Raw genomic sequence first — 21,763 nt, 5'->3', positions numbered from 1 at the left:
TCTGCGTTGTCGTTCAGTGCCTGTAGCGAACATGCCGGCGTAAATCAGCCAACGGATAAAGTGATCACTGAGCAGCTCAGCCTCCCTTTCCAGTTCGGCTGTTAAAAAAACAACACCGTTGTTTGAAAGCACCAGCAAATCAAGTGCTCACTCTTCTATTCTACAGTACCTGGGGTTTGGGGAGCAATGGAACCAAAAACCAACGTAAGCCCTACCAACGCTTTTCGGTGTCTTCTTCCCAGGCGCCCATCTCGACAAAACAGTTGCGCATGTCGGCCTCCTGGCTGATCTCGGTCAGCAGGTCATGCACGCTCTTGTCCAGCTCATCGTCGCTCCGATACGGAATGGTCAACTCATAGTGGCCGGCATCCAGCCGCTTCATGCCATAGGGCTCCAGGCAGTAGCGCTCAATGTTCTCCGTGGCCCGCTTCCGGCCGCGCACGAACTTGCTGTTATTCACCACCGCGAGGCGCAGGGTGACGGTGGCCACCCGCTCGGCGGCGGGCGGCTCTGCCGGCGACGCGGCCGAAGGCTGCTGGTCGCGTGACCTGGCGCTCTTCTGGTACGCGCCGATCTCGACACCACGGTGGCGCAGGTAGCTGTACAGCGTGCTCTTGGAGATGTGCAGCTTCTCGCCGATCGCGCTGACGCTCAGGCGACCTTCGCGGTAGAGGGTTTCGGCCGCCATGGCGGTGGCCTCAGCCTTGGCTGGCAGGCCCTTGGGACGGCCACCGATCCGGCCACGCGCCCGTGCGGCCGACAGACCCGCCTGAGTCCGCTCGCGGATCAGCTCGCGCTCGAACTCCGCCAGCGAGGCGAACAGGTTGAACACCAGGCGGCCTTGGGCGTGGGTGGTGTCGATGGGGTCATTCAGGCTCTGTAAGCCGACCTTGCGCTCTGCCAGCTCGCCGACCAACTCGACCAGGTGCTTGAGGGAACGCCCAAGGCGATCCAGCTTCCAGATCACCACGGCATCACCCGGCCGCACGTTGGCCAGCAGTTTGTCCAACTCCGGCCGGGCGCTTTTCGCGCCGCTGGCGATGTCTTGGTAGATGCGTTCGCACCCGGCCTGTTTCAGGGCATCGACTTGTAGGTCGGCTTTCTGATCCCGAGTGCTCACTCGCGCATAACCGATCTTCATCAAAAGTACTGTTTACTCGACTACGTTAGTAATAGTTGAACTTTGATTAAGCGTACCAGTTATTTGAACCGTAGCGCGGGGAGCTTAACGAACCGAGCCATTCCTCGATAGAGTTCGGCAAAACCTTCGTTTTGTCGAACCATTGCATCGCCCTTTGTGATTGGCGTATAAACACACAAACACCTATTAGCGGAGAACGCTATGAATACCATTCGCTGGAATGTCGCCGTCTCGGCCGACACCGACCAGTCGCTTCGGATGTTTCTGGCCAGCCAGGGCGGCGGCCGTAAGGGCGACCTGTCGCGCTTCATCGAAGAAGCGGTACGGGCACACATCCTGGAGCTGAGCGCTGAGCAGGCCAAGGCCGCTAACGCCCATCTGAGTGAGGCAGAATTGACCAACGCGGTTGACGAAGCGCTCGACTGGGCACGTAAGCGCTGATGCGGGTCGTGTTGGATACCAACATCCTGTTCAGCGCCCTGATCTCGCCACATGGCGCGCCCGATGCGATCTACCGTGCCTGGCGGGCGGCGCGTTTCGAGGTGGTGACCTCGCGGATGCAACTCGATGAAATTCGTCGAGCCAGCCGCTATCCCAAGCTTCAGGCCATCCTACAGCCCGCCAAGGTGGGCGCCATGATCAATAACCTGCAACGGGCTGTGGTACTGGAGCGCCTGACCATCGAGGTCGAAGCCGATGATCCGGATGACTCGTTTTTGCTGGCCATGGCCTTGGCGGGCGATGCGGACTACCTGGTAACCGGTGATCGCCGCGCCGGCCTGCTGCAACGCGGGCACATCGAACGCACGCGGATCGTCACGCCCGCCGTGTTCTGCGTCGAGGTGCTGTGATCAATGCCGGTCGGTTTTCTGACTCAAGAGCAACGCGACGGTTTTGGCCGCTATGTTGATTCGCCCAGCCGTGAAGAGCTGGAACGTTACTTCCACCTGAGCGATGAAGACCGTGAAGCCATCCAGGTGCTGCGGGGTAACCATAACCGTCTGGGTTATGCCGTTCTGCTGACCACCGTCCGCTTCGTTGGCGTTCTGCCGGACAAGCCCGCCGCCGTGCCGGTGGAAGTCCTGCAGGTGCTTTGCCGACAACTGGCGATTCCAGACCCCGACTGCCTCCAGCGCTATAGCGATCATCGCCGCTGGATACATGCCACCGATATTCAGAACCGCTTTGGCTATCGTCATTTCACCGATCCGGGCATCGGCTTTCGCTTGAGCCGCTGGCTGTATGCCCTCTGCTGGACGGGCACCGACCGGCCGGGAGTGCTGTTTGAGCGAGCCACCTCGTGGCTGTTCACACAGAAAGTCCTCCTGCCTGGTGTGTCTCAACTAGAGCGCTTTATCGCCCAGTTGCGCAGTCGGGTCGAAGAACGCCTCTGGTTTACGCTGGGCCGCAGCGTGACTGAGGAACAGCGATTGCAACTGCAAGACTTGCTGACGGTGGCCGAAGGCAACCGCAGCTCCCGGCTGGATCAATTGCGCTCCGGCCCGGTCATGGTCAGTGGCCCCGCGTTGATTCGGGCACTGCGCCGGCTCGATGACGTGCGCGGCATCGGCATCACCTTGCCGGCGGCGGCGCACATCCCTCCCAGCCGTATCGCCGCCCTGGCCCGCTTCGCCAACACGGCCAAGGTCACCGCGATTAATCGGCTGCCGGCGTCGCGGCGGATGGCGACACTGGTGGCCTTCGCACTCTGCCTGGAGGCGACTGCGCACGACGACGCACTGGAAGTCCTGGAGGCCTTGCTGCGCGACCTGTTCAGCAACGCGGAGAAGGCCGACAAGAAAGCCCGCATGCGCAGCCTGAAAGACCTGGATCGGTCGGCCGCGACGCTCGCCGCCGCGTGCAAGGTCGTGCTGGACAGCTCGATCAGCGATGACAACGTGCGCGCCCGGCTGTTCAACGACCTGCCGAGGACCACCCTGGAAAAGGCCCTGGAAGAGGTCAACGCGCTGATCCGCCCGGTAGATGACGTCTATTTTCTTGCATTGGAAGCGCGCTACCGCAGCGTGCGCCGCTTCCTGCCCGACCTGCTCAAGCACATCCGCTTCGGCTTCAGCCCGGCCGGCAAGGGCGTGGCGGCTAGTCTGGAGTGGCTGCAACTGAACCTGCCGCGCCGGAAGCCAGAGGATGACGCGCCGCAGGAGATCGTGGCCAAGGCTTGGCAGAAGCACATCACCCGCGAAGATGGCTCCCTCGACATGGGTGCCTATGTGTTCTGCACGCTCGATGCGCTGCGCACGGCCCTGCGCCGCCGCGATGTCTTCGTCTCGCCCAGTTGGCGCTATGCCGACCCGCGTCTTGGCCTGCTCGACGGTGCCGAATGGCTGGCGGCGCGACCGATCATCTGCCGGTCACTGGGCCTGACCATCGACGCCAAAACCACCCTGGACGCCTTGTCCGTCGAGCTGGATGCAACCTGGCTGGCAGTAGCCGCGCGCCTGCCCGACAACCCGGCGATTCAACTGAGCGAGAACACCGAGGGCAAGACCGAACTGTCGCTCGGGGCGCTGGACAAGCTGGACGAGCCCTGCTCGTTGCTGCAACTGCGGGCGGCCGTGTCTGACCTGATGCCGCGTGTCGATCTGCCGGAAATCCTCTTGGAAATCGCCGCCCGCACTGGCTTTTCCGAGGCCTTCACCCATGTCTCCGAACGCAATGCACGCGCCGACAACCTGGTCACCAGCCTCTGCGCGGTGCTGTTGGGCGGGGCCTGCAACACCGGCCTGGAGCCCTTGATCCGCACCGACAACCCGGCGCTGCGCCGTGACCGGCTGTCCTGGGTCAGCCAGAATTATATCCGCGACGACACCCTGTCAGCGGCTAACGCCATCCTGGTCGGAGCGCAAAGCCAACTGGAACTGGCCCAAGTCTGGGGTGGCGGCGAGGTCGCCTCCGCCGATGGCATGCGCTTCGTCGTACCGGTGCGCACCGTGCATGCCGGCCCCAATCCGAAGTATTTCGGCACCGGCCGGGGTGTCACCTGGTACAACCTGATTTCCGACCAATTCTCCGGCCTCAACGCCATCACCGTGCCCGGCACGCTGCGCGACAGCCTGGTGTTGCTGGCGGTCGTGCTGGAACAGCAGACCGAGTTGCAGCCGACGCAAATCATGACCGACACCGGGGCCTACAGCGATGTGGTGTTCGGGCTCTTCCGCCTACTTGGCTACCACTTCAGTCCGCGGCTGGCCGATGTCGGCGGTACCCGCTTCTGGCGCACGCGCCCGGACGCGGACTACGGCAAGCTCAACGGGCTGGCCCGCCAGTCGGTCAAACTCGACCTGATCGCCGAGCACTGGGACGACCTGCTGCGCCTGGCCGGCTCGCTCAAACTCGGCCGGGTGCCGGCGACTGGCATCATGCGCACGCTGCAAACGGGAGATAGACCCACCCGGCTGGCCCAGGCGCTGGCCGAATTCGGGCGGATCGAAAAGACTCTGCACACGTTGACCTATATCGACGACGAGTCCAAGCGCCGCGCCACCCTGACCTAGTTGAACCGAGGCGAAGGCCGGCACAGCCTGGCCCGCGCCGTGTTCCACGGCAAACGCGGCGAGCTCCGCCAGCGCTACCGCGAAGGCCAGGAAGACCAGCTCGGTGCTCTGGGCCTGGTGGTGAACATCATCGTGCTGTGGAACACCCTCTACATGACGGCGGCCGTGGAACGGCTCAAGCAGCACGGCTATCCAGTGCTGGAAGAGGATTTGGCCCGGCTATCGCCGCTGATCTACGAGCACATCAACATGCTCGGGCGGTATTCCTTTGCGGTACCGGAAGAAGTTGCGCGCGGCGAGCTGCGGCCACTGCGTAATCCAGACGACGACCTGTGATCCCCCTAAACGCTATGAGCAACACCCAAGCTGCTGCTGGATCGGCGGGCACTTCACCGAGCCGAACGAACAGAAAACGCAGCAATCCCCTGGGTTGGGGCGCAGCAGCGCCTTGCAGTTGCTGCACTCGTAATAGAACTGGCAGGCGTCCGTGGGCATGGTTTCCGGCTTGGCGAAGCCGCAGCGCGGGCAAGTCAGCACGGACTCAAGGACAATGGCGCTCATCGTGACCTCACTTCTGCACTGTGGAGGGGTATCCCGCGTTCGCGGTCGCCTCAGTCAGTGCCTCGGGCTGGGCCTTATCGGGATCGTAGGTGACGGTCGCCGTCTTCTGGTCGAAATTGACCTGGACGTCACTCACGCCGGACACCTTCTCCAGCGACTTCTTGACCGTGATCGGACAGAGTCCGCACGTCATGTTCTGCACGTCGAGCGTGACGGTTTTCGGGGGAGCCGCCAGCGCCACGAAGGGCAAGGCGAAAAGCACGGCGATCAGCAGTTTGCGCATGGTTAATCTCCTTCAGTAGAACAGCGGGGCGAGCCACGGCACGGCCAATAGGCCGAGCAGCAGCACGCTGACGATCCAGAACACGAGTCGCTGTCGCACGAGCGTGCGCGGATCGGCGCAGGGTGTACCTGGCGTACAAACCTGTGGCACCAGGTAGAGCTTGCGGAATGCCAATCCCAGGAACAGTAGAGTCAACCCGATGAAGAGGGGGCGTAGTGGCTCCATCATGGTCAGAGCGCCCACCCACGTACCGCCGACACCGAGTGCCAACAGCACCAGTGGCCCGACACAGCACACCGACGCACCGATGGCGGTCAGCGAACTCGCGACCAGCGAGCCTTTCCCGGTGAGTTGCATCCCCATTCCCATCTCCTGAGCCTGATTGCCTAGGTGCTATTCTAAACTCCGTACCAAAGTACGGAATCAAGGAGAAAGTGATGGCCACAGAGCTGACCATTGGCAAGCTGGCAGACGCCGCCGGGGTGAACGTCGAGACGATCCGCTACTACCAGCGACGCGGGCTGCTGGATGAACCAGCCAAACCCTTGGGTGGCCATCGGCGCTATCCGGTGGACATGGTGAAGCGACTGCGTTTCATCAAGCGGGCTCAGGCGCTGGGTTTCACGCTCTCGGAAGTCGGTGGACTGCTGACGCTGGATGAGTCGTGCGCCTGTGCCGAAACGCGAGCACGGGCTGCACGCAAGCTCGCGTTGATCGAGCAGAAGATGGCCGACTTGGTCGTCATGCAGCAACTGTTAGGCGAACTGGTGCAGCAATGTGATGCGGGAGACGGCGGAACGATCTGCCCGATCATCGAGGCACTGATCAGAGAGTAATGCCTGGCGGGTGAGCTGGAGATCGGAAAGCCCCTTTACGGTGGGATTCAGAGCTTACGTTGGTTTTTGGTTCCATTGCTCCCCAAACCCCTCGTTCAAACGGACGACCAGGCTCTGGTCGTCCTTGAAACGCGCTTCACCGTGCAAAACGGTGATGGCTGGATTGCCGTCCAGGATGCCTTCGTATTTGGCGTGCCGCAGTTCATCGACACGGGCCTGCTGCTGGGCCAGCAGTTTGCTGCGGTCAATCGCAGGCACAGTTGCCGCAATACCGCCGTCGAACGGACTTTCCCGGCGCAGATGGGCAATATGGGCAGCGCGGATCATGATCTTGGACGGCACACAGCCGATATTGACGCAGGTGCCGCCGATGGTGCCGCGTTCGATCAGCGTGACCGTCGCGCCTTGCTCGACGGCCTTCAGCGCCGCCGCCATCGCGGCCCCGCCGCTGCCAATGATGGCGATATGCAAACCGGCGCCCTCAAGTGCATCACGGATTTTTGGTTCATCTTTGAAATCACCAACCCGGATCGAGCCTTGATAACCCAATGCGGCGATGGCGGCCAGCAGTTGGTTGTGGCTCACGGCGGTGTCTGCCATGACTTGCGCGCGGCTTTCTGGATAGGACACCACAGCGGCATTCACGCCGGGAATCTTTTCCAAAGCATCTTTGACATGGGTGGCGCAGGATGTGCAGGTCATGCCATTCACGGTGATTTCGGTCATTTTTTTACTCCATTGAATTTCGGGGTGCAGCAGGCATCGGCTTGGCGTTTTCGTTGGATGGCGTAGATGGTCAAGCCGATGAAAATCGCCAGCGCAGGCAGCAGCACATAGTCCAGATAGCCGGTCAGCGCGGACAAGCCGACCACACCGAGCAAAATGACCAGAACAGGGGTGAAGCAACACAGCGCCACGAGGGTTGTGCCAATGATGCTGACCCGCAGCAGTGTCTTCGGGTCTTTCATGATCAGTTCTTGACTGATGATGGGTAGCCCGCATCCTCGGTAGCCTTGGTCAGTTTCTGCACGCTGGTCTTGGCATCATCGAAGGTGACCACCGCTTCGCGCGTCTCGAAGGTCACGTCAACTTTACTGACGCCATCGACCTTGGAAATCGCCTTCTTGACAGTGATCGGACAGGCCGAGCAGGTCATGCCCGGTACGGACAGCGTAACGGTCTGGGTGGCGGCCCACACGGGGGCAACAACGGCAGCGAGGGCAAGGGCGGAAAGCAGCTTTTTCATGGTGAACTCCTGTGATCAATAGAAAAATGGCACGACGTAGGGAAATCCGAGCGCGACCAAAACCAGCACGGCCACGCCCCAGAAAATGAGCTTGTAAGTAGCTCGCACTTGGGGAATCGCGCAAACCTCACCCGGTTTGCAGGCGGCTGACGGCCGGTAGATGCGCCGCCAGGCGAAGAACAACGCCACCAGCGCCACGCCGATAAAGATGGGGCGATAGGGTTCCAACACCGTCAAGTTGCCGATCCAAGCGCCGCTGAACCCCAAGGCGATCAGAACCAGCGGCCCGAGGCAGCAAGCCGAGGCGAGGATGGCGGCCAGCCCGCCAGTGAAGAGCGCGCCGCGCCCGTTTTGAGGTTCAGACATACGTTTGTCCTTTCGAATCTGAATTGGATAGCTTAAGCTTACTTCCGTAGTTATGTACGGAGTCAAGCGATATGGAAAACAATTTGGAGAACCTGACCATTGGCGTTTTCGCCAGGACGGCCGGGGTCAATGTGGAGACCATCCGGTTCTATCAGCGCAAGGGCTTGCTCCCGGAACCGGACAAGCCTTACGGCAGCATTCGCCGCTATGGCGAGACGGATGTAACGCGGGTGCGCTTCGTGAAATCAGCCCAGCGGTTGGGCTTCAGCCTGGATGAGATCGCCGAGCTGCTGCGGCTGGAGGATGGCACCCATTGCGAGGAAGCCAGCAGCCTGGCCGAGCACAAGCTCAAGGACGTGCGCGAGAGGATGGCTGACCTGGCGCGCATGGAGGCCGTGCTGTCTGATTTGGTGTGCGCCTGCCATGCGCGGAAGGGGAACGTTTCCTGCCCGCTGATTGCGTCACTGCAAGGGAAGAAAGAACCGCGCAGTGCGGACGCGGTGTAGCCCGAGGGAACTACGCCTTAGCGTGCTTTATTTTCCGTTTTCTGAGGCGACTCCAACGTCAGAAAAGACCGTGCGGTCGACTTTTGATATTTCGTGCTGTCGCCTTCTGAAAGTGACAGGCGCGGCACGGGAATCAAGGCATTGCGATTCTCGAAAATAGTTCTTGAAATTCTATTCTTGATTGCATATCATCTCAACGAGTTTCGATAAGAAAGGATGCCCATGCGACCGTCTGTTGTGCTTGACATGAAGCGAAGCGCAGTGCGTGAAGCGGTAGGCCGCTTTCGCGCCGCGAACCCGCGCGTCTTCGGCTCGGTGCTGCATGGCACCGACCGGGATGGCAGCGACCTCGACCTGTTGGTCGATGCGCTGCCCGGTGCCACGTTGTTGGACTTGGGCGATTTGGAAGAAGAACTGAAATCGCTGCTCGGCGTTGACGTCGATCTGCTGACTCCCGGCGACCTGCCGCCGAAGTTCCGGGCCAAGGTGCTCGCGGAGGCGCAACCGATATGAGCGAGAACCGCCTGCCCGATTACCTCGACCACATTCAGCAGGCCGCAACCGATGCGCGCAGCTTCGTGGAAGGGATGGCCAAGGACGACTTCTTGGCCGACAAGCGCACCCAGCAGGCCGTCATCATGAGCCTGATCGTCATCGGCGAGGCGGCCACAAAGGTGATGGATGGCTACGTCGAGTTCACCCAGGCGCATGCCGACGTGCCGTGGCGCAGCATGCGCAATATGCGTAATCGCATGGCTCACGGCTATTTCGACATCAACCTCGATGTGGTGTGGGAGACGGTACAGGAATGGCTGCCGGCGTTGCTCCAGCAATTGCCCGCCGTGCGTCAGGATGCCGACGATGAAGACCGTAACGACAAAGGCATGGAGCCATGACCAATCAAGCCGCCGATGTTCGGCCCCTCTGGCGTGTTCGATCCCGCGACCTATGAGCCGCGCTCGGGCAAGACCTTCTGGATGGCCGCAACGGACGTGAGTTCGCTGGTGGGCAAGGAGGCAGCAGCCGACACGCTCATCGGCAACTGCACGACCGCACGACCAGCCTCCCGTTCAAATTCGAGTTAGAACTCATATCCAGCCTGTCTGGGGGCACTGTGAAAGAGGGATCTCCGATGACTGTTGAATCGAGAATATTTTCTGTAGCCGAGTATGTTCAGCCGTCCGAAGGCGAGCCTATTCGTTCCGTTGTGCTTGAAACCCGAGACTCAATTATCGTGGTTTGGCATGTCCATCCCGGGCAGGAAATTGCGGCTCACATTCATCCTCACGGCCAAGACACGTGGACTGTTTTGTCGGGAATGGCTGATTACTTTCAGGGCAATGGGATTGTTCGTGCCCTCAGGGAAGGTGAGATAGCCGTGGCAAGACCGGGCCAAGTGCACGGGGCGCGAAATACAGGTACCGAGCCATTTGTGTTCGTCTCGGTTGTGGCATCAGCCAATGCCGGTTTCGTATTGGCTGAGCGATAGAGCCCAATCTCTGGAGTTGGTCCAATGAGCGGTCGGGGAGATAGGTAACAGACATGCAGCGGACACGGCTGCTAAACCAGGTCGCAAACCTCCTTGCGTCGCAGCGTGCCGCAAGCGACGCGATCAATCGAATGGGGTCGGCATGAGACTGAACACCATCCAGTTCCCGACCGCGTAGCCGCCTGTCCTGCCGATCAGGTCTTGACCATCGACGCCTGGGATCAGTCCTGAATGTTCTTGGAGACCACTACGTTATGAGCCGCAGCCGCCGCAAAACACCCATCGTCGGGCACACGACCTGCGGCAGCGAGCGCGAGGACAAGAAGCTCTGGCATCAGCGCTGGCGCACCCGTGAGCGCACGGCGCTGACCAGCGCGTCGCCCGAAGCCCTGAGCGCCCATCTGCCCCTGCTGGAAAACCAGGCCAGCAGCGTCTGGTCGATGGGCAAGGATGGCCGCTCCTACTGGCCCGTCAAGCGCCAGGCCGCCACGGCGGATCGCATCGCCAATCACAAGGGACGCAACCCGCAAGAACGCGCCTCCCTGAAAAAGCGCCTGCTGCGCAAGTGGATGAGCAAATGAAGCTCTCCTTCCATCAGCACATTGCGCTGTTCTGGATGATCGGTGCTCCGGGCGTCTTCGCGCCCGTGATCGAGAACGCCAAGCGGCCCGATGCCGGCGCCGTCATGGCGTGGGGTGTCGCGATCGTGGCGGTGATGATCCTCTTCACCCCTTTGCTGCTGCGCTGTCCACCATTCCGGCGCTGGTATGGCCGGACGGATGCGCTGTCGGAGCGGCAGCGCCAGGCGCTTGCCGAGCGCGGCCTGCGCCGCTACTACCAGACCGCTTTCGATGACGGCTACGTGCCCCGCGTGATGCCCTACGTGTGGCGCATCATCTGGACGGTCGGCGGGTTGATGGCTGTGACCGCCGTACTGCCTACCAACACCGGACGGCCAGCCTTCGATGCCTTGGTGGTCTTCTCGACCTGGTATCCGATAGGCGTGATGCTGCTGGTTTTCGCGTCGAGGCCCCTTGGCCGGTTGATTCGCCAAAGAGCACAGGAGCGGCGGAAATGAGCACGTCAACCATCGAGGCGCTGGCCAGCGCCTGGGCAAGGATTGCCGAGGAAGCGGAATTCCCCGCTGACTACGAGGGGACTGCCACACCACAAGCGCATCGGGCTAGCGAAGCTATTCAGGAGCAGATTCGGGAGCGCATCGTCGCCACCAACGACATGCGGCTGTTCAGCCTGCTGCACCTGCTGGGTCAGGCGTCGCTGCGCATGGAGCAAGCGCTGTGGCCGGAGGATTACGAGCGGATGACGCGCGAGGTTGAGGAAGCCCTGCGGCAAGCCACCGACGCCAACGCCAGATCGTACACCCACGAAGAAGTGATGCAGGCGATGCAGGAACGCATCGACCGGGCGCGAGACAAGCCATGTTGATTGGCTATGCGCGCGTCTCGACGCAGGATCAGAACCTGGAGCTGCAACGCGAAGCCTTGAGCAAGGCCGGATGTAAAAAGGTCTTCGAGGACAAGGTGAGTGGCACGCGGGCAGACCGGCCTGGCTTGGCCAAGACGCTCGAAATGCTGCGCGAAGGCGATACTTTGGTCGTCTGGAAGCTCGACCGGCTGGGCCGGTCGGTCAAGCAACTGGTCGATCTGGTCGGCGATCTGCACAAGCACGGTGTCCAGTTCAGGAGCCTCACCGACTCCATCGACACCGGCACACCATCCGGGCGGTTCTTCTTCCACGTCATGGCGAGCCTTGCCGAAATGGAGCGCGAGCTGACCGTCGAGCGCACCCGCGCCGGGCTGGAAGTCGCCAAGCAGCTCGGCCGCAAAGGCGGCCGCAAGCCGAAGATGACCGACAGCAAGATCGAGTCGGCCAAGAAGCTGCTGGCCAGCGGGGTGCCGCCCAAGGACGTGGCCAAGAACCTCGGCGTGTCCATTCCGACGCTGTACCGCTGGGTGCCAGCCTCCACGCACGCTTAGCGTGCTTTATTTTCCGTTTTCTGAGACGACCCCTGACGGCGCAGCGTGGCCATTCCTGACATCCAGTTAGGGTATGCCTTAAATTGACGCTCCGACATGAGTTGTGTATTAGATATAACTTATTGTAGTATTTGTAACATTAATCATCTTTTTGACGAAGGAGCCCGTGCTTGAGCTTTCTTGCCCTATTCGTCAGCCTGCCCACCAAGGCATCGACCGGCCGCATGCGCGTCTGGCGTTCTGTCAAAGCGCAGGGCTGCGCAACGCTGCGCGACGGGGTCTATCTGCTGCCCGACTCGGCGGACAGTGCGGCGACGCTGGGCGAAGTGGCGGCGCAGGCGGTGGAAGTCGGGGGCAGCGGCCAGGTCTATCGACTGTCGGGGTGTGACGAAGCTCAGAAGGCCGCGCTACGCGCCCTGTTCGACCGGGGCGAGGAGTACGCCAGCATCGCCGAGGAGATCAAAGCGCTCGGGCGTAACCTGGCATCCCCGGACGGCGCCGATGCCATGCGCAAGCTCCAGCCGCTCGTGCGCCGCTTCGAGCAGGTGAACCGCATCGACTTCTTCCCCGGCGAGGCGCAGCGGCAGACCTTGAGCCTGCTGGACGACCTGCGCGACGCGATCACCCGCCGTATGTCTCCCGACGAGCCGACCGCCCGGCAGACGGATATTCCGCGGCTGAACCGCGCCGACTATCAGGGTCGGACCTGGGCCACGCGGGCGCGCCCGTGGGTGGACCGACTCGCTTCGGCCTGGCTGATCCGGCGGTTCATCGACCCGAGCGCGCGCATCGTCTGGCTGGCGAGTCCCTCCGACTGCCGCAATGGCTGGCTCGGCTTCGATTTCGACGGCGCCGCCTTCAGTCATGTGGGCACCAAGGTCACCTTCGAGACGCTGCTGGCGAGTTTCGGACTTGATTCCGCCCCTGCACTGGTACGCCTGGGCAAGCTCGTGCATTGCCTGGATTTGGGCGGGCTGCCGGTAGCAGAAGCGCTGGGCATCGAATCGCTGCTCGCCGGCTTGCGCGCATCGGAACCCGATGACGACGCGCTGCTTGCCCGCGCGTGCGAAATTTTTGATTGGCTATTGAAGAGTTACGAGGACAAAACAACGTGAACGCCCCGACCAGTCCTCAGACCGCCGCGCAACCACGCCCGGCCCGTCCGTCTTTCTGGGACATCACCCAAGACGACCTGCTGCTGGCCGCAGGCTTCGGCCGTATTCGACGGCTTGTTGGCCAACTTCCGTATTTGACTGGTTACTGTTGAACTACAAGGAGAAGATCTATGAGCGTTGCGAATGAAGAGTCGTATCGCCCGAGCAAGGCGACGGATGCCACGACTGAAGCCGTCCCTCCACCCATGAGCTACCCACAGCTCTTCGCGCGCTTCCTCAAGTTCGGCTTGCTCGCATGGGGCGGGCCTGTGGCTCAGATCGACATGTTGCGCCGCGAGCTCGTGGACGAGGAACGCTGGATCTCCAGCAAACGCTTCAACAAGCTGCTTGCGGTGATGCAGGTGCTGCCCGGACCCGAAGCGCATGAAATATGCGTTCATTTGGGCATCCGAGCAAAGGGGCGGCTGGGGGGCGTGCTGGCGGGACTCGGTTTCATGCTTCCCGGATTCTTGCTGATGTTCGCGCTGTCCTGGTTGTACTTCCAGATTGAATTCGTGGGTACCGCGCTGGGCGCGGCGTTCCTTGGCGTGCAGGCGGCTGTGATCGCCCTGATCGTGCGCGCCGTGCACCGTATCGGCGAGCACATCCTGCTTGATCGCTGGTTGTGGGTCATTGCCATCGTTTGCGCGCTGGCAGCCATAGGTCGTGTCGACTTCTGGATCACCCTGCCGGCGGGCGGCCTTGTGTACGCCCTGCTCGTGCTGAATCATCGGGCCTCAGCGCTCTTGGTGACACTGGCGGCGGTGGCGCTGGCCGCGGCCGTGGCTTTGTGGGCTGCACCGACAGCGAAGCTTGTGGAAGCGGTCGTTCAGGGCCAGGCCTCGGTGCTGCTCATCTTCGCGTCGGGCCTGAAGGCCGGCTTGCTCACCTTCGGCGGCGCCTACACAGCGATTCCGTTCGTTCGCAACGACGCCGTCGGGCGCGGATGGATGACGGATGGGCAGTTCCTGGACGGCCTGGCGCTGTCCGGTGTGCTACCGGCACCCCTCATCATCTTCGCCACGTTCGTCGGCTATGTGGCGGGGGGGCCGATCGGGGCGGTGGCCATGACGGTGGGTGTCTTTCTTCCGGCCTTTGCGTTCTCGCTGATTTTCTACGACCGGCTGGAGGCGGTCGTGGAGAACAAACGGCTGCACGCCTTTCTGGACGGCGTCGCGGCTGGGGTAGTCGGCCTGATCGGCGCAACCACCATCGACTTGGCGCAGGTCACTGCTGAACGTGTCCCATCGTTGACGGTGGGCATGTCGATTTTCGCCGCAGGCTTGGCATTCCTTTATGCCTGGAAGAACAAGCTCAACGTCGTCGTCGTGATCCTCGCGGCGGGATTGGCGGGGTGGCTGGTATTTCCGAACCAAGGCTGAACCTGATCGAGTCAGCCTTCGTCGCGCCGTTTCCGATCCACCTTGCTGAGGAAGCCAAGATGCCTTACGAACTGAAACCTCTTTCATGCGATCCGGCCAAACTCACCGGCCTGTCCGAGAAGCTGATCGTCAGCCACTGGGAAAACAACTACGGCGGTGCGGTAAAGCGCCTCAATGCCATAGCGAGCCCCGCCATTGGCGGCGCCCTATTCGCCGCCGGCTGGCTGGCGGCGCCGCTGGTGGCCTGCGGCCTACTCAAGGTCGTCTATGACGTTGTGCTTTGGCGCGCTTTTCGGAAGTACGAGGGACCATCCTCTTGAGAGCGCTCGCGCGCAAGCACATGGCGCGGCTTAGCGTACGATTTTTTCCGAATTCTGCGGGCACCCAATGCTCACCGCCCGCGACCAACTAGATGACCGGCTACAAGGCTTCCAATCCGGAGCAGACGACTATCTGGTGAAGCCCTTCGCCCTCTCTGAGCTAGCGGCTCGCATTGAAGCAGTGTTGCGCCGCAGCCTTGGCGGAGGAAAACGTCAGCTGCAGGTCAGCGACCTGATCTATGACCTCGATACTCTAGAAGCGACGCGCGCCGACAAGCCCCTCAAGCTGAACCCTGTTGGTCACAAGTTGCTGACCCTTCTCATGCAAAAGAGTCCACATGTGGTGCGCCGTGAAGTACTTGAGGAGGCAATTTGGGGCGATGACGCGCCTGATAGCGACAGCCTTCGTAGCCATGTCCACCAGCTGCGCCAGGTGATCGATAAGCCATTCGAGAAGCCGCTGCTACACACAGTGCATGGCATCGGCTTCCGACTGGCGGATCAAGATGGGAGCAACTGAATTGCCCATGCTGTAGACACAGGTCAAGTCAGTTCTGAACTACTCCTGCGGTAACGAGAACGCGAGCGTGGAAACGTAGCCGTCCTCATCCACCTCACGCCTATCCTCTCGCTGGACATTGTGCGAGACCTTAACCACGTTCAAGCCCGTGCTGCGCACCTTGATCTGGGCATAACCCTTCTCATCAGTTTTCACCGAACTGTCGCTTTCGTTGAGGTAGTCGCCGACAACCTTCACCTTGGCCAGCGGCTTGCCATCGAACAGTACCTGGATGCGCAAAGTCTCCCCCAGCTTGAGGCTTAGCGGATCAACCTGCGGCAGGATCTCCAGCGGCAGCCCAAAAGGCTTCGCTGGCATGCTGGAGGGGGCAAGGGCTGCACGGGTAAACATCTGGTAGTAGCCTGCAATTTTTGCCTCAGGAAACTTGAGGCGAGAGCCCGCTACGCGCTCCCGTGCCGTAGTGAGGGTACGAGACTTTCTTGTCCAGCTATCCAAAGCTAAGTTCCTACACCTACTCCAATCCGCCCTAGCTCCATACTCAAGGAAGAGTGAAATGAGGCATCTACTTGCACTACCCCTGCTCCTGCTGCTTGGCTCATGCGTGCGGCATGAGCCCTTACCGCCTCCTGTCCCAGTAGCACTTACCGTTGGGGCGCCGCTCACCGAGCTGGACTATGGTCGCTTTCAGATCATGTATGACTGTCAGTTAGGAGAGCCGCACCGCGTGACCTATCTCGTGGGCGCCGACAAAGGGGCACTTGAGCGGGTTGATAACTTCCGCGTCGACCGTAGCCTGCCCGAGGGATGCAAAGGTCAGCACGCAGCAGACACCTACAAGCCCCCCTCAGGATTCGATCGCGGACATCTGGCCCCAGCCAATCACTTCGATGACAGTCGCCAGGCCATGAATGCCAGCAACCTGATGACGAACATCGTTCCCCAGCTAGCCACACACAACAGACATACCTGGGGGATGACCGAGACTCTGACCGAGTGCTATCGCGACATCCGCCCCGTTCAGGTTATTGCAGGGGTCGTGTTCGGCGATCTCCCCCAAGACCTGCAGAATGACTACTTCGTGCAATCTCATGGGATCGCCACGCCGGAGTACTTCTGGAAAGTACTGCTGACGGAGGACGAGGTGGGGCAGCCGCTGATCATCAGTTGGTGGATTCCACACAAAACAGGACTGGGCACCAATCTGGATCCATTCGTGAAGTCTGTCCGCGAGATTGAAGTGCTACTCGGACCGTATGAGCTTCCAATTGATGTTCCGGAGGAGCTCAAGGACATACGTCCTGCACATAGCTGGGCACGCCCACATGGATGCGATACCGAATAGCGCTGATACGGATGAACAAAGCTTATATGAGGCGTTTGAGATGCCAGACATACAGCTGCGCGCAGTCAAAACCGAGTTTTTCTCAGCGCCTAGATACATGAGCCCTCAAAGAACCACCCTGCCCGGCCGTCATCCTTGCCCGATGCGCAGCCGGCGGGTAGCTAACCGGATTCTACCCCAGCGCTCCGAGCATAGAAGGGAGTCGACAATTGGCTATTCAACATGGCCTCTACCGGGAACATTGAACGTCGCTCCGACTGCCACCACAGGCTGCAGCAAGGTCACCGTAATTCAGTGACCGGCGCGGTGCTAGCCATCGGCTGAGGGCGATACAGCATCAAGTCGTACAGAGTGAGGCAGATGAGCCAGCACAGTAGTGCTGTCCATAAGTTGTGCGAGAAGAAGTGAGCCCCCTGAGCCATACGCACCAACGAAAACAAAGTCCCCAAGCTGGTGGCAGCTATCAGTGCAACATGAGCGACGTTAGGGCGGCGATCTCGCAAAGCGAAGAACAGTGCAAACAATGCAAAACCTGCAGCAGCATGGCCTCCCGGCCAGCAGTTCCCGGGCTTCTCTACGGGCTCCGCTCGTGCACCTAGCAATGGCGAGAAATGCTCTACTCCGCCGAACTGCTCGAGGCTCCATGGGCATTGCATCTGGGTCACTTGCTTGAGCGGGCTAACGAAGCCCCCTGATATCCCCATAGCCAGCACCAAGTAGCCCAATGTCAGGCGCAAAGGTCTCAGCCGAGTCGGAAACAGGCTTATCACAAAGCCAATCAACGCCAGGACACCAACAGCTATCACCAACTGCTTCGCACGATCGTGCAGCACGTTCTCCAGAAAATCATTATGTCGCCCTATGAAACCCAACCCATGGACGTAGAAGAGGTCCGCGATTGCGAAGTCCAACCTGGTCGGTTCAAAAGCTAAAAGCAGGGCAATGAAAAAGAGAGGGATGCCGTACCACCATCGTCTATCAAAACGGACTGAATATCGCTGCTGGTTCATTGCTGCCCCACCTCCATCTGCTTTTCAAACGGCTTCCAGGCCAATAGACCGTTTTGGAAAGCATGACTCGCCGCCTGGTAGTAGCTGATGTTCCTTTGCATCAGAGGATCCTGAGCATCCACTTGATACTCCCGGCTTTCGCCCAAGGCATCGTCATGCCGGCGCATATGATTTTGCGGACTGAGAATGGCCAGGTTTTTGCCGTCGAAAAGGCCCAGGTGCTGATAGTTGCCAATAAGAACCCGAGGCTGCGCAGCATTGCTCTTAAGCAAATCGCGGCCAAAGAACGTGGAGGTGTAGTCAAGGTTCAGCAAACCAAGGAGGGTCGGAGCTAGGTCAATCTGGCTAGCCAACTGACCATCCTCGCGAGCCGGAAGCCACTTGGGGGCGTATAGGAACAATGGGATGTGGTAATTGGCCACCGGGAGATCTTCCATGCCGGCGCTACCTGCACAGTGGTCAGCTACAAAGACGAACAGGGTGTTGTCGAACCAGGGCTTCTTTCTGGCCTGCTCAAGGAAGTTACCGATAGCCCAGTCGGTGTACTTAACCGCCCCCTCACGCCCATCGCCAGCAGGTATGTCGATGCGACCACTCGGGTATGTGTATGGACGGTGATTGGAGGTGGTCATCAGTTGCAGCAGGAACGGCTTGCTAGCTGCATGATCAGCATCAGCTAAGCGAAGTGCTTGAGCATAAAGATCCTCGTCCGCCATGCCCCAGGCATTTTTAAAGTGGATGTCGGCCTCATCAACACTGCTCTGATCGACCACGCGGTACCCGTTCCCGCTGAAGAAAGCGTTCATGTTGTCGAAGTAGCCGCGACCGCCATAAACAAAGACGCTGTCGTAACCCTGAGACGCAAGCTGCTGGCCGAGGCTGCCATAGCCACTCTCACGCCCAATGCGCTTCACGATGGAACGCCCTGGCGTCGGCGGTATGGAAAGCGTGATGGCCTCAAGGCCTCGGTCTGTCCGGGTACCGGTTGAGTAGAAATTGTTGAAGAACAGGCTCTGCTTACGCAGCTCATCCATGTTCGGGGTCAGCCCCCGCGGATCACCGAAGCTGCCCAAGTATTTGGCTGACAGGCTCTCGATGGTCACCAGGACAATATTGAGCTTACGTGGCGCTCCTGGATTGTTGATCTGCCGGCGAATATCCACCGGATCATCGCTAGTGAATTGTGCAGTCGGCTCGCTCATCTCCTGGCGCAACTGCTGGCCGATCTGGGCATCAGGCAGCGTGCTGTAGAACTGCTGATAATCAAGCTCGTTGTTCCGGAACGCCGCAAAGAACTGATATGGACCATTGCTCGCTAGCTCGTGGCGGTATGCGTTCCCCCCCATCCCTCGGGGACTGTCTTGATTGAGCGCCACTGCGGACAGAACTACAGCAAAACCCAACCCAGCCACGGCGATGCCACGAGAGCACCACGTCGGTAGAGGTGCATTCAAGGCCGCAATGAGGGGGCGACGGAGCATCCCCCCCAGCAGTGCGCTAACTGCGCCGAGACCGAGCAGTAGCAACCCGATGGGATAAGACTCAAGCAAGTTGTTAAGCACCTCATCGGAGTACACCAAGTAGTCCACGGCGATGAAGTTGAAGCGCACTCCGAACTCGTCCCAGAACAGCCACTCGGCTGTAGAGACAAAAAGCATGGCAAACAGGCTGACCAAAAACAGAGTAATCAGAAAAATCCGATGCCCAGGACGTCGCCAAAGCACTGGCGGGCACAGCAGCAGATACAAACCTAGAGGGAAAGCTGCATAAGCCAGGAAGCCAAGATCATAAAGTGCTCCAATAGCAAAGATTCCAGCGGACGCGCCGCCAGCCTCAGTAAGGTGAGAACCAAGCAAGACTGCCCGAGTACCCAAAAACACCACCAGCCAACAGGTCAGCAGCAGTAGTAGGAAACGCATAGGCGCAGTGCGGGGAGTGAACATACGAGAGTCCGAGCAGTAGAAATGCCCGGCAGTCTGCAAAGTGCGCCGTCGAAAACTGGTGAAGAAGATGTGAAAAAGCTGTCAACGCCGTGCGCGCATCTAGAACTCTGATGACGCAGCAGTAACTTCTGATTGAGACGTGAGTGCTATGCGAGAATTTTCGCCCTTCAGGAACAGGCACGAGCCTGCTCTTTGCTACTGACTGAGCGATGAACTGTCCGAACCCCGACATGATGTTTTGTCTGACAAATGACTACATCGGTGATGCTTAGAAGGGTTACTCCCAACCCCATCACACAGACAAAGACTCGGTAAGGCAGCCCCAAAATGCAGATTGCTCAGCCAGATAGAAACAGTGGCTCCAGAGTGCGCACCGGTAGGTAGCAGGGCTGATAGCCAAGTCCCCGTCCGAGCATCAAACAAGACTCCAGCACACTCGGCCTGATCAAGGACCGCAGGAGTTATCTGCAACTATTTCGTCCCCAATAATTGGCATTCAGCAATGCCATGGGGCGCATTTCACAGACACCGCCATCACAGATATACAGCCACAGCCCCCTACAAAGCCCCTCTTAGAGCAAGCTGGTAGGATCCCTCGAGAGCTAGCAGATCATCCTTGGGGAGCTCTCCCCAGTGCCTCCTCAGCTGGGATAGATCTTTTCGAGAGGCCTTGCCGACACTCCATCTCTGCCGACTCTTCTCCAGATCGAGCAAAGCAACTTCGACCTGCACTCCCCCCAAGGTATTGGTGAGGGTTTTGACAAAGATGTGCTTGGGATACAAGCAGCCATGCTGCCACCTACCCTTGTGCAACCGAGCCAGCTCTGTGCCAAGCGCCGCCATGAGGTGTTGGGCAACGTGAGTCTCACCCTGAACTCGATACCAGTCCTGAAGGCTAACGAAACCACGAAGCGCCTCTGTCACCAGTAGCGCTTGCCAATTTCCGTCACTGCGACGGGCTCCACAGTAAACAATGTTTGGTGTTCGAATACCGAGGCGAGCATATGCCAGGTACGCCTTTCGCTCACGCAGCACCGTAGGTAGTCCCATTGGGTGCTGAAGAGAACGATAGATGTGGCCGATCTGACGCTTGCAGTAGAGATCCGGCCGCTCATCGTTAAGAGAGCGCAAAATGCGCACTCCGCTCTCTCCTCCCCGCCGCTTATTGGCTGGCTCTACCCATTCCCCACCACTGTCCCACCAACGATCAAATGAGCGAAGGCCTTTGGCGCCCTTCTGCACCCGCCCTGCAGCACTGGTAATCGTATGCAGGCTCATAGCTTGGGAGCCTTACGCAAGACATATGTGCGCCACATGGCGTAGCCCGGCAAGAAGTCCAGGTGGCCAACGACCTGGAAACCTGCCTCTTTAAACTCACTTTCGATCACCGATCGAGGAACGATGAAGCGGTTTTGGTTCTGCGCTGGGCGACCTTTCAGAGCTCGTCTCGACTCAAGGCGCCGGCGCCTCCAGGCCTTGAAATTGCCGTCAACCCAGAGAGAGACGATGACGCTATCGCGACTAACTCTGGAGAACTCTCGTAGCATCGCAAGGCGATGCTCTGAAGACTCGATGTGATGCAGCAGTCGGATACAGAAGACGCAGTCCACTTCACTGTCATTGAGTTGAATATCAAAAGCGGAGGTTTGGAAGGTAGTGATCCGCCGGACAACATCCTTCGGCTGCCCCTGCCTAGCTATCTCAAGCATCTCAGCAGAGTTGTCAGCAGCAAGGATTACTCGATTAGGGTTCTCGCAGAGCAGCGGCCAGAAGCGGCCTGCGCCACTAGGCAGATCCAGAACTTGTGCGGGATCGCCCGCAAGCTTAAGTGCTTGTCGTGCAACCTCCACATCCCGCCAATGGGAAATTCGTCGAGCCAGACCATCCTGATGCTTAGCAAAGTATTGCTGAGCATGGTCGCGGTCGTACTTGCGGGAAAATTCGAGCTCGATAGGGTCTTGCTTGAGCATGAGATAGCGCTCCAGATGGTCTGGTTGACCACCCTAGAGATCCGGGCATCAAGCACTCGTTAAAAAAATGCGAAAAATTCGTCAACTGCGGAGCAACGGTTACTTAATATTTCAGCGTCGAGCAGTGTGGCAGTAACACTCAATTAAGCTTGATGTTTTTTTCACAATATCTTGACGACTGCTTA

At 59.7% G+C, this 21,763-nt stretch carries 27 protein-coding genes and 3 pseudogenes; 17 read left to right on the top strand and 13 right to left on the bottom strand.

Annotation, left to right across the window (positions count from 1 at the left end; all coding sequences use genetic code 11):
• Positions 1–211: 211 nt before the first annotated feature.
• Positions 212–1,141: a recombinase family protein gene (locus N5D30_RS14770; RefSeq protein ID WP_003150544.1), complete on the bottom strand. Its 930-nt coding sequence runs from the start codon at positions 1,139–1,141 to the stop codon at positions 212–214.
• 201 nt (positions 1,142–1,342) lie between these two features.
• Here N5D30_RS14770 and N5D30_RS14765 point away from each other — a divergent pair, with 201 nt between their 5' ends.
• The 3 genes and pseudogenes from N5D30_RS14765 to N5D30_RS14755 all read left to right on the top strand — a co-directional run bounded on the left by N5D30_RS14765 (position 1,343) and on the right by N5D30_RS14755 (position 4,989).
• Entirely contained in the window at positions 1,343–1,582 is a 240-nt protein-coding gene (locus tag N5D30_RS14765; RefSeq protein WP_003089107.1) for a ribbon-helix-helix domain-containing protein, read from the top strand.
• Positions 1,582–1,992, top strand: coding sequence for a putative toxin-antitoxin system toxin component, PIN family (locus N5D30_RS14760; RefSeq protein WP_003150546.1), 411 nt, complete (start codon positions 1,582–1,584; stop codon positions 1,990–1,992). Before N5D30_RS14765 ends, N5D30_RS14760 begins: the two co-directional genes overlap by 1 nt.
• A gap of 3 nt (positions 1,993–1,995) precedes the next feature.
• Positions 1,996–4,989, top strand: a pseudogene (locus N5D30_RS14755) (Tn3 family transposase).
• A 12-nt stretch (positions 4,990–5,001) separates the two neighbouring features.
• On the opposite strand, the gene N5D30_RS14750 reads toward N5D30_RS14755, so the two are convergent.
• From N5D30_RS14750 to N5D30_RS14740, 3 genes are read right to left on the bottom strand one after another with little or no spacing between them, the layout of a single operon-like run.
• Entirely contained in the window at positions 5,002–5,214 is a 213-nt protein-coding gene (locus tag N5D30_RS14750; RefSeq protein WP_003089113.1) for a GDCCVxC domain-containing (seleno)protein, read from the bottom strand.
• 7 nt (positions 5,215–5,221) lie between these two features.
• Complete coding sequence (gene merP, locus N5D30_RS14745) at positions 5,222–5,497, bottom strand: mercury resistance system periplasmic binding protein MerP (protein ID WP_003150552.1); 276 nt, start codon at positions 5,495–5,497, stop codon at positions 5,222–5,224.
• A gap of 12 nt (positions 5,498–5,509) precedes the next feature.
• The gene (locus tag N5D30_RS14740; protein WP_003089115.1) at positions 5,510–5,860 is read right to left on the bottom strand and encodes a mercuric transporter MerT family protein; all 351 of its coding nucleotides are present in this window, start codon (positions 5,858–5,860) and stop codon (positions 5,510–5,512) included.
• 74 nt (positions 5,861–5,934) lie between these two features.
• On the opposite strand from N5D30_RS14740, the gene merR (N5D30_RS14735) reads away from it, so the two are divergent.
• A complete protein-coding gene (merR, locus tag N5D30_RS14735) occupies positions 5,935–6,333 on the top strand; it encodes an Hg(II)-responsive transcriptional regulator (RefSeq protein WP_003089120.1) in 399 nt (132 codons plus the stop codon).
• Positions 6,334–6,408: 75 nt separating this feature from the next.
• Here merR (N5D30_RS14735) and N5D30_RS14730 read toward each other — a convergent pair.
• The 4 genes and pseudogenes from N5D30_RS14730 to merT all read right to left on the bottom strand — a co-directional run.
• Positions 6,409–7,059, bottom strand: a pseudogene (locus N5D30_RS14730) (cation transporter); the annotation flags it as partial.
• Positions 7,056–7,301: a mercury resistance system transport protein MerF gene (merF, locus tag N5D30_RS14725; protein ID WP_000654684.1), complete on the bottom strand. Its 246-nt coding sequence runs from the start codon at positions 7,299–7,301 to the stop codon at positions 7,056–7,058. The gene merF and the pseudogene N5D30_RS14730, both read right to left, overlap by 4 nt.
• Before the next feature lie 2 nt (positions 7,302–7,303).
• Positions 7,304–7,579 (bottom strand): mercury resistance system periplasmic binding protein MerP, encoded by a 276-nt coding sequence (merP, locus tag N5D30_RS14720; protein ID WP_000735441.1) that lies wholly within the window; start codon positions 7,577–7,579, stop codon positions 7,304–7,306.
• A 15-nt stretch (positions 7,580–7,594) separates the two neighbouring features.
• Positions 7,595–7,945: a mercuric ion transporter MerT gene (gene merT / locus N5D30_RS14715; RefSeq protein WP_001294667.1), complete on the bottom strand. Its 351-nt coding sequence runs from the start codon at positions 7,943–7,945 to the stop codon at positions 7,595–7,597.
• A gap of 71 nt (positions 7,946–8,016) precedes the next feature.
• Between merT and merR (N5D30_RS14710) the strand changes: the two genes are divergently transcribed.
• The 12 genes and pseudogenes from merR (N5D30_RS14710) to N5D30_RS14655 form a co-directional block, all read left to right on the top strand.
• Positions 8,017–8,451: an Hg(II)-responsive transcriptional regulator gene (gene merR, locus N5D30_RS14710; protein WP_000429838.1), complete on the top strand. Its 435-nt coding sequence runs from the start codon at positions 8,017–8,019 to the stop codon at positions 8,449–8,451.
• A 222-nt stretch (positions 8,452–8,673) separates the two neighbouring features.
• Positions 8,674–8,964 (top strand): nucleotidyltransferase, encoded by a 291-nt coding sequence (locus N5D30_RS14705; protein WP_001247892.1) that lies wholly within the window; start codon positions 8,674–8,676, stop codon positions 8,962–8,964.
• Complete coding sequence (locus N5D30_RS14700) at positions 8,961–9,347, top strand: DUF86 domain-containing protein (RefSeq protein ID WP_003100872.1); 387 nt, start codon at positions 8,961–8,963, stop codon at positions 9,345–9,347. Before N5D30_RS14705 ends, N5D30_RS14700 begins: the two co-directional genes overlap by 4 nt.
• Before the next feature lie 236 nt (positions 9,348–9,583).
• A complete protein-coding gene (locus tag N5D30_RS14695; protein WP_003465043.1) occupies positions 9,584–9,940 on the top strand; it encodes a cupin domain-containing protein in 357 nt (118 codons plus the stop codon).
• A gap of 254 nt (positions 9,941–10,194) precedes the next feature.
• Positions 10,195–10,521: a hypothetical protein gene (locus tag N5D30_RS14690; protein ID WP_003100858.1), complete on the top strand. Its 327-nt coding sequence runs from the start codon at positions 10,195–10,197 to the stop codon at positions 10,519–10,521.
• The gene (locus N5D30_RS14685; RefSeq protein ID WP_003100856.1) at positions 10,518–11,018 is read left to right on the top strand and encodes a hypothetical protein; all 501 of its coding nucleotides are present in this window, start codon (positions 10,518–10,520) and stop codon (positions 11,016–11,018) included. The genes N5D30_RS14690 and N5D30_RS14685 overlap by 4 nt, the downstream gene beginning before the upstream one ends.
• Complete coding sequence (locus tag N5D30_RS14680) at positions 11,015–11,386, top strand: hypothetical protein (RefSeq protein ID WP_003100853.1); 372 nt, start codon at positions 11,015–11,017, stop codon at positions 11,384–11,386. Before N5D30_RS14685 ends, N5D30_RS14680 begins: the two co-directional genes overlap by 4 nt.
• Entirely contained in the window at positions 11,380–11,937 is a 558-nt protein-coding gene (locus N5D30_RS14675; RefSeq protein WP_003100847.1) for a recombinase family protein, read from the top strand. Before N5D30_RS14680 ends, N5D30_RS14675 begins: the two co-directional genes overlap by 7 nt.
• Before the next feature lie 170 nt (positions 11,938–12,107).
• Positions 12,108–13,052 (top strand): chromate resistance protein ChrB domain-containing protein, encoded by a 945-nt coding sequence (locus N5D30_RS14670; protein ID WP_003117271.1) that lies wholly within the window; start codon positions 12,108–12,110, stop codon positions 13,050–13,052.
• Between the two features lie 170 nt (positions 13,053–13,222).
• Positions 13,223–14,473 carry a chromate resistance efflux protein ChrA gene (gene chrA, locus N5D30_RS14665; RefSeq protein WP_003117270.1) on the top strand — a complete coding sequence of 417 codons (1,251 nt, stop codon included), beginning with the start codon at positions 13,223–13,225 and terminating at the stop codon, positions 14,471–14,473.
• On the top strand, positions 14,446–14,793 hold the full coding sequence (locus N5D30_RS14660) for a chromate resistance protein (RefSeq protein WP_223656445.1): 348 nt from the start codon (positions 14,446–14,448) through the stop codon (positions 14,791–14,793). Before chrA ends, N5D30_RS14660 begins: the two co-directional genes overlap by 28 nt.
• Positions 14,794–14,860: 67 nt before the next feature.
• Positions 14,861–15,313, top strand: a pseudogene (locus N5D30_RS14655) (response regulator transcription factor); the annotation flags it as partial.
• Between the two features lie 39 nt (positions 15,314–15,352).
• Here the strand turns inward: N5D30_RS14655 and N5D30_RS14650 are convergent.
• The gene (locus N5D30_RS14650; RefSeq protein ID WP_255209954.1) at positions 15,353–15,976 is read right to left on the bottom strand and encodes a DUF4198 domain-containing protein; all 624 of its coding nucleotides are present in this window, start codon (positions 15,974–15,976) and stop codon (positions 15,353–15,355) included.
• Here N5D30_RS14650 and N5D30_RS14645 point away from each other — a divergent pair.
• Entirely contained in the window at positions 15,867–16,655 is a 789-nt protein-coding gene (locus N5D30_RS14645; RefSeq protein ID WP_052520219.1) for a DNA/RNA non-specific endonuclease, read from the top strand. The genes N5D30_RS14650 and N5D30_RS14645 overlap by 110 nt on opposite strands.
• Positions 16,656–16,936: 281 nt before the next feature.
• On the opposite strand, the gene N5D30_RS14640 is transcribed toward N5D30_RS14645, so the two are convergent.
• From N5D30_RS14640 to N5D30_RS14625, 4 genes are all read right to left on the bottom strand, one after another.
• Positions 16,937–17,665, bottom strand: a complete 729-nt coding sequence (locus N5D30_RS14640; RefSeq protein WP_021218890.1) for a phosphatase PAP2 family protein — start codon at positions 17,663–17,665, stop codon at positions 16,937–16,939.
• On the bottom strand, positions 17,662–19,608 hold the full coding sequence (locus tag N5D30_RS14635) for an LTA synthase family protein (RefSeq protein WP_021703183.1): 1,947 nt from the start codon (positions 19,606–19,608) through the stop codon (positions 17,662–17,664). Before N5D30_RS14635 ends, N5D30_RS14640 begins: the two co-directional genes overlap by 4 nt.
• A 558-nt stretch (positions 19,609–20,166) precedes the next feature.
• A complete protein-coding gene (locus tag N5D30_RS14630) occupies positions 20,167–20,886 on the bottom strand; it encodes a lipopolysaccharide kinase InaA family protein (RefSeq protein ID WP_021703170.1) in 720 nt (239 codons plus the stop codon).
• Positions 20,883–21,578, bottom strand: coding sequence for a class I SAM-dependent methyltransferase (locus N5D30_RS14625; protein ID WP_021703171.1), 696 nt, complete (start codon positions 21,576–21,578; stop codon positions 20,883–20,885). Before N5D30_RS14625 ends, N5D30_RS14630 begins: the two co-directional genes overlap by 4 nt.
• Positions 21,579–21,763 lie beyond the last annotated feature (185 nt).

Origin of the sequence: Pseudomonas sp. GD03875 (assembly GCF_029840585.1) — a bacterium.
GTDB lineage: Bacteria > Pseudomonadota > Gammaproteobacteria > Pseudomonadales > Pseudomonadaceae > Aquipseudomonas > Aquipseudomonas paralcaligenes.
This window is presented reverse-complemented; position numbering and strand designations above follow the sequence as displayed.

What these genes read in the sequence shown, in the direction of transcription:
- N5D30_RS14770 (WP_003150544.1), bottom strand. Translation starts at nt 1,141, where the DNA reads ATGAAGATCGGTTATGCGCGAGTGAGCACTCGGGATCAGAAAGCCGAC.
- N5D30_RS14765 (WP_003089107.1), top strand. Translation starts at nt 1,343, where the DNA reads ATGAATACCATTCGCTGGAATGTCGCCGTCTCGGCCGACACCGACCAG.
- N5D30_RS14760 (WP_003150546.1), top strand. Translation starts at nt 1,582, where the DNA reads ATGCGGGTCGTGTTGGATACCAACATCCTGTTCAGCGCCCTGATCTCG.
- N5D30_RS14750 (WP_003089113.1), bottom strand. Translation starts at nt 5,214, where the DNA reads ATGAGCGCCATTGTCCTTGAGTCCGTGCTGACTTGCCCGCGCTGCGGC.
- merP (WP_003150552.1), bottom strand. Translation starts at nt 5,497, where the DNA reads ATGCGCAAACTGCTGATCGCCGTGCTTTTCGCCTTGCCCTTCGTGGCG.
- N5D30_RS14740 (WP_003089115.1), bottom strand. Translation starts at nt 5,860, where the DNA reads ATGGGGATGCAACTCACCGGGAAAGGCTCGCTGGTCGCGAGTTCGCTG.
- merR (WP_003089120.1), top strand. Translation starts at nt 5,935, where the DNA reads ATGGCCACAGAGCTGACCATTGGCAAGCTGGCAGACGCCGCCGGGGTG.
- merF (WP_000654684.1), bottom strand. Translation starts at nt 7,301, where the DNA reads ATGAAAGACCCGAAGACACTGCTGCGGGTCAGCATCATTGGCACAACC.
- merP (WP_000735441.1), bottom strand. Translation starts at nt 7,579, where the DNA reads ATGAAAAAGCTGCTTTCCGCCCTTGCCCTCGCTGCCGTTGTTGCCCCC.
- merT (WP_001294667.1), bottom strand. Translation starts at nt 7,945, where the DNA reads ATGTCTGAACCTCAAAACGGGCGCGGCGCGCTCTTCACTGGCGGGCTG.
- merR (WP_000429838.1), top strand. Translation starts at nt 8,017, where the DNA reads ATGGAAAACAATTTGGAGAACCTGACCATTGGCGTTTTCGCCAGGACG.
- N5D30_RS14705 (WP_001247892.1), top strand. Translation starts at nt 8,674, where the DNA reads ATGCGACCGTCTGTTGTGCTTGACATGAAGCGAAGCGCAGTGCGTGAA.
- N5D30_RS14700 (WP_003100872.1), top strand. Translation starts at nt 8,961, where the DNA reads ATGAGCGAGAACCGCCTGCCCGATTACCTCGACCACATTCAGCAGGCC.
- N5D30_RS14695 (WP_003465043.1), top strand. Translation starts at nt 9,584, where the DNA reads ATGACTGTTGAATCGAGAATATTTTCTGTAGCCGAGTATGTTCAGCCG.
- N5D30_RS14690 (WP_003100858.1), top strand. Translation starts at nt 10,195, where the DNA reads ATGAGCCGCAGCCGCCGCAAAACACCCATCGTCGGGCACACGACCTGC.
- N5D30_RS14685 (WP_003100856.1), top strand. Translation starts at nt 10,518, where the DNA reads ATGAAGCTCTCCTTCCATCAGCACATTGCGCTGTTCTGGATGATCGGT.
- N5D30_RS14680 (WP_003100853.1), top strand. Translation starts at nt 11,015, where the DNA reads ATGAGCACGTCAACCATCGAGGCGCTGGCCAGCGCCTGGGCAAGGATT.
- N5D30_RS14675 (WP_003100847.1), top strand. Translation starts at nt 11,380, where the DNA reads ATGTTGATTGGCTATGCGCGCGTCTCGACGCAGGATCAGAACCTGGAG.
- chrA (WP_003117270.1), top strand. Translation starts at nt 13,223, where the DNA reads ATGAGCGTTGCGAATGAAGAGTCGTATCGCCCGAGCAAGGCGACGGAT.
- N5D30_RS14645 (WP_052520219.1), top strand. Translation starts at nt 15,867, where the DNA reads ATGAGGCATCTACTTGCACTACCCCTGCTCCTGCTGCTTGGCTCATGC.
- N5D30_RS14640 (WP_021218890.1), bottom strand. Translation starts at nt 17,665, where the DNA reads ATGAACCAGCAGCGATATTCAGTCCGTTTTGATAGACGATGGTGGTAC.
- N5D30_RS14635 (WP_021703183.1), bottom strand. Translation starts at nt 19,608, where the DNA reads ATGTTCACTCCCCGCACTGCGCCTATGCGTTTCCTACTACTGCTGCTG.
- N5D30_RS14630 (WP_021703170.1), bottom strand. Translation starts at nt 20,886, where the DNA reads ATGAGCCTGCATACGATTACCAGTGCTGCAGGGCGGGTGCAGAAGGGC.
- N5D30_RS14625 (WP_021703171.1), bottom strand. Translation starts at nt 21,578, where the DNA reads ATGCTCAAGCAAGACCCTATCGAGCTCGAATTTTCCCGCAAGTACGAC.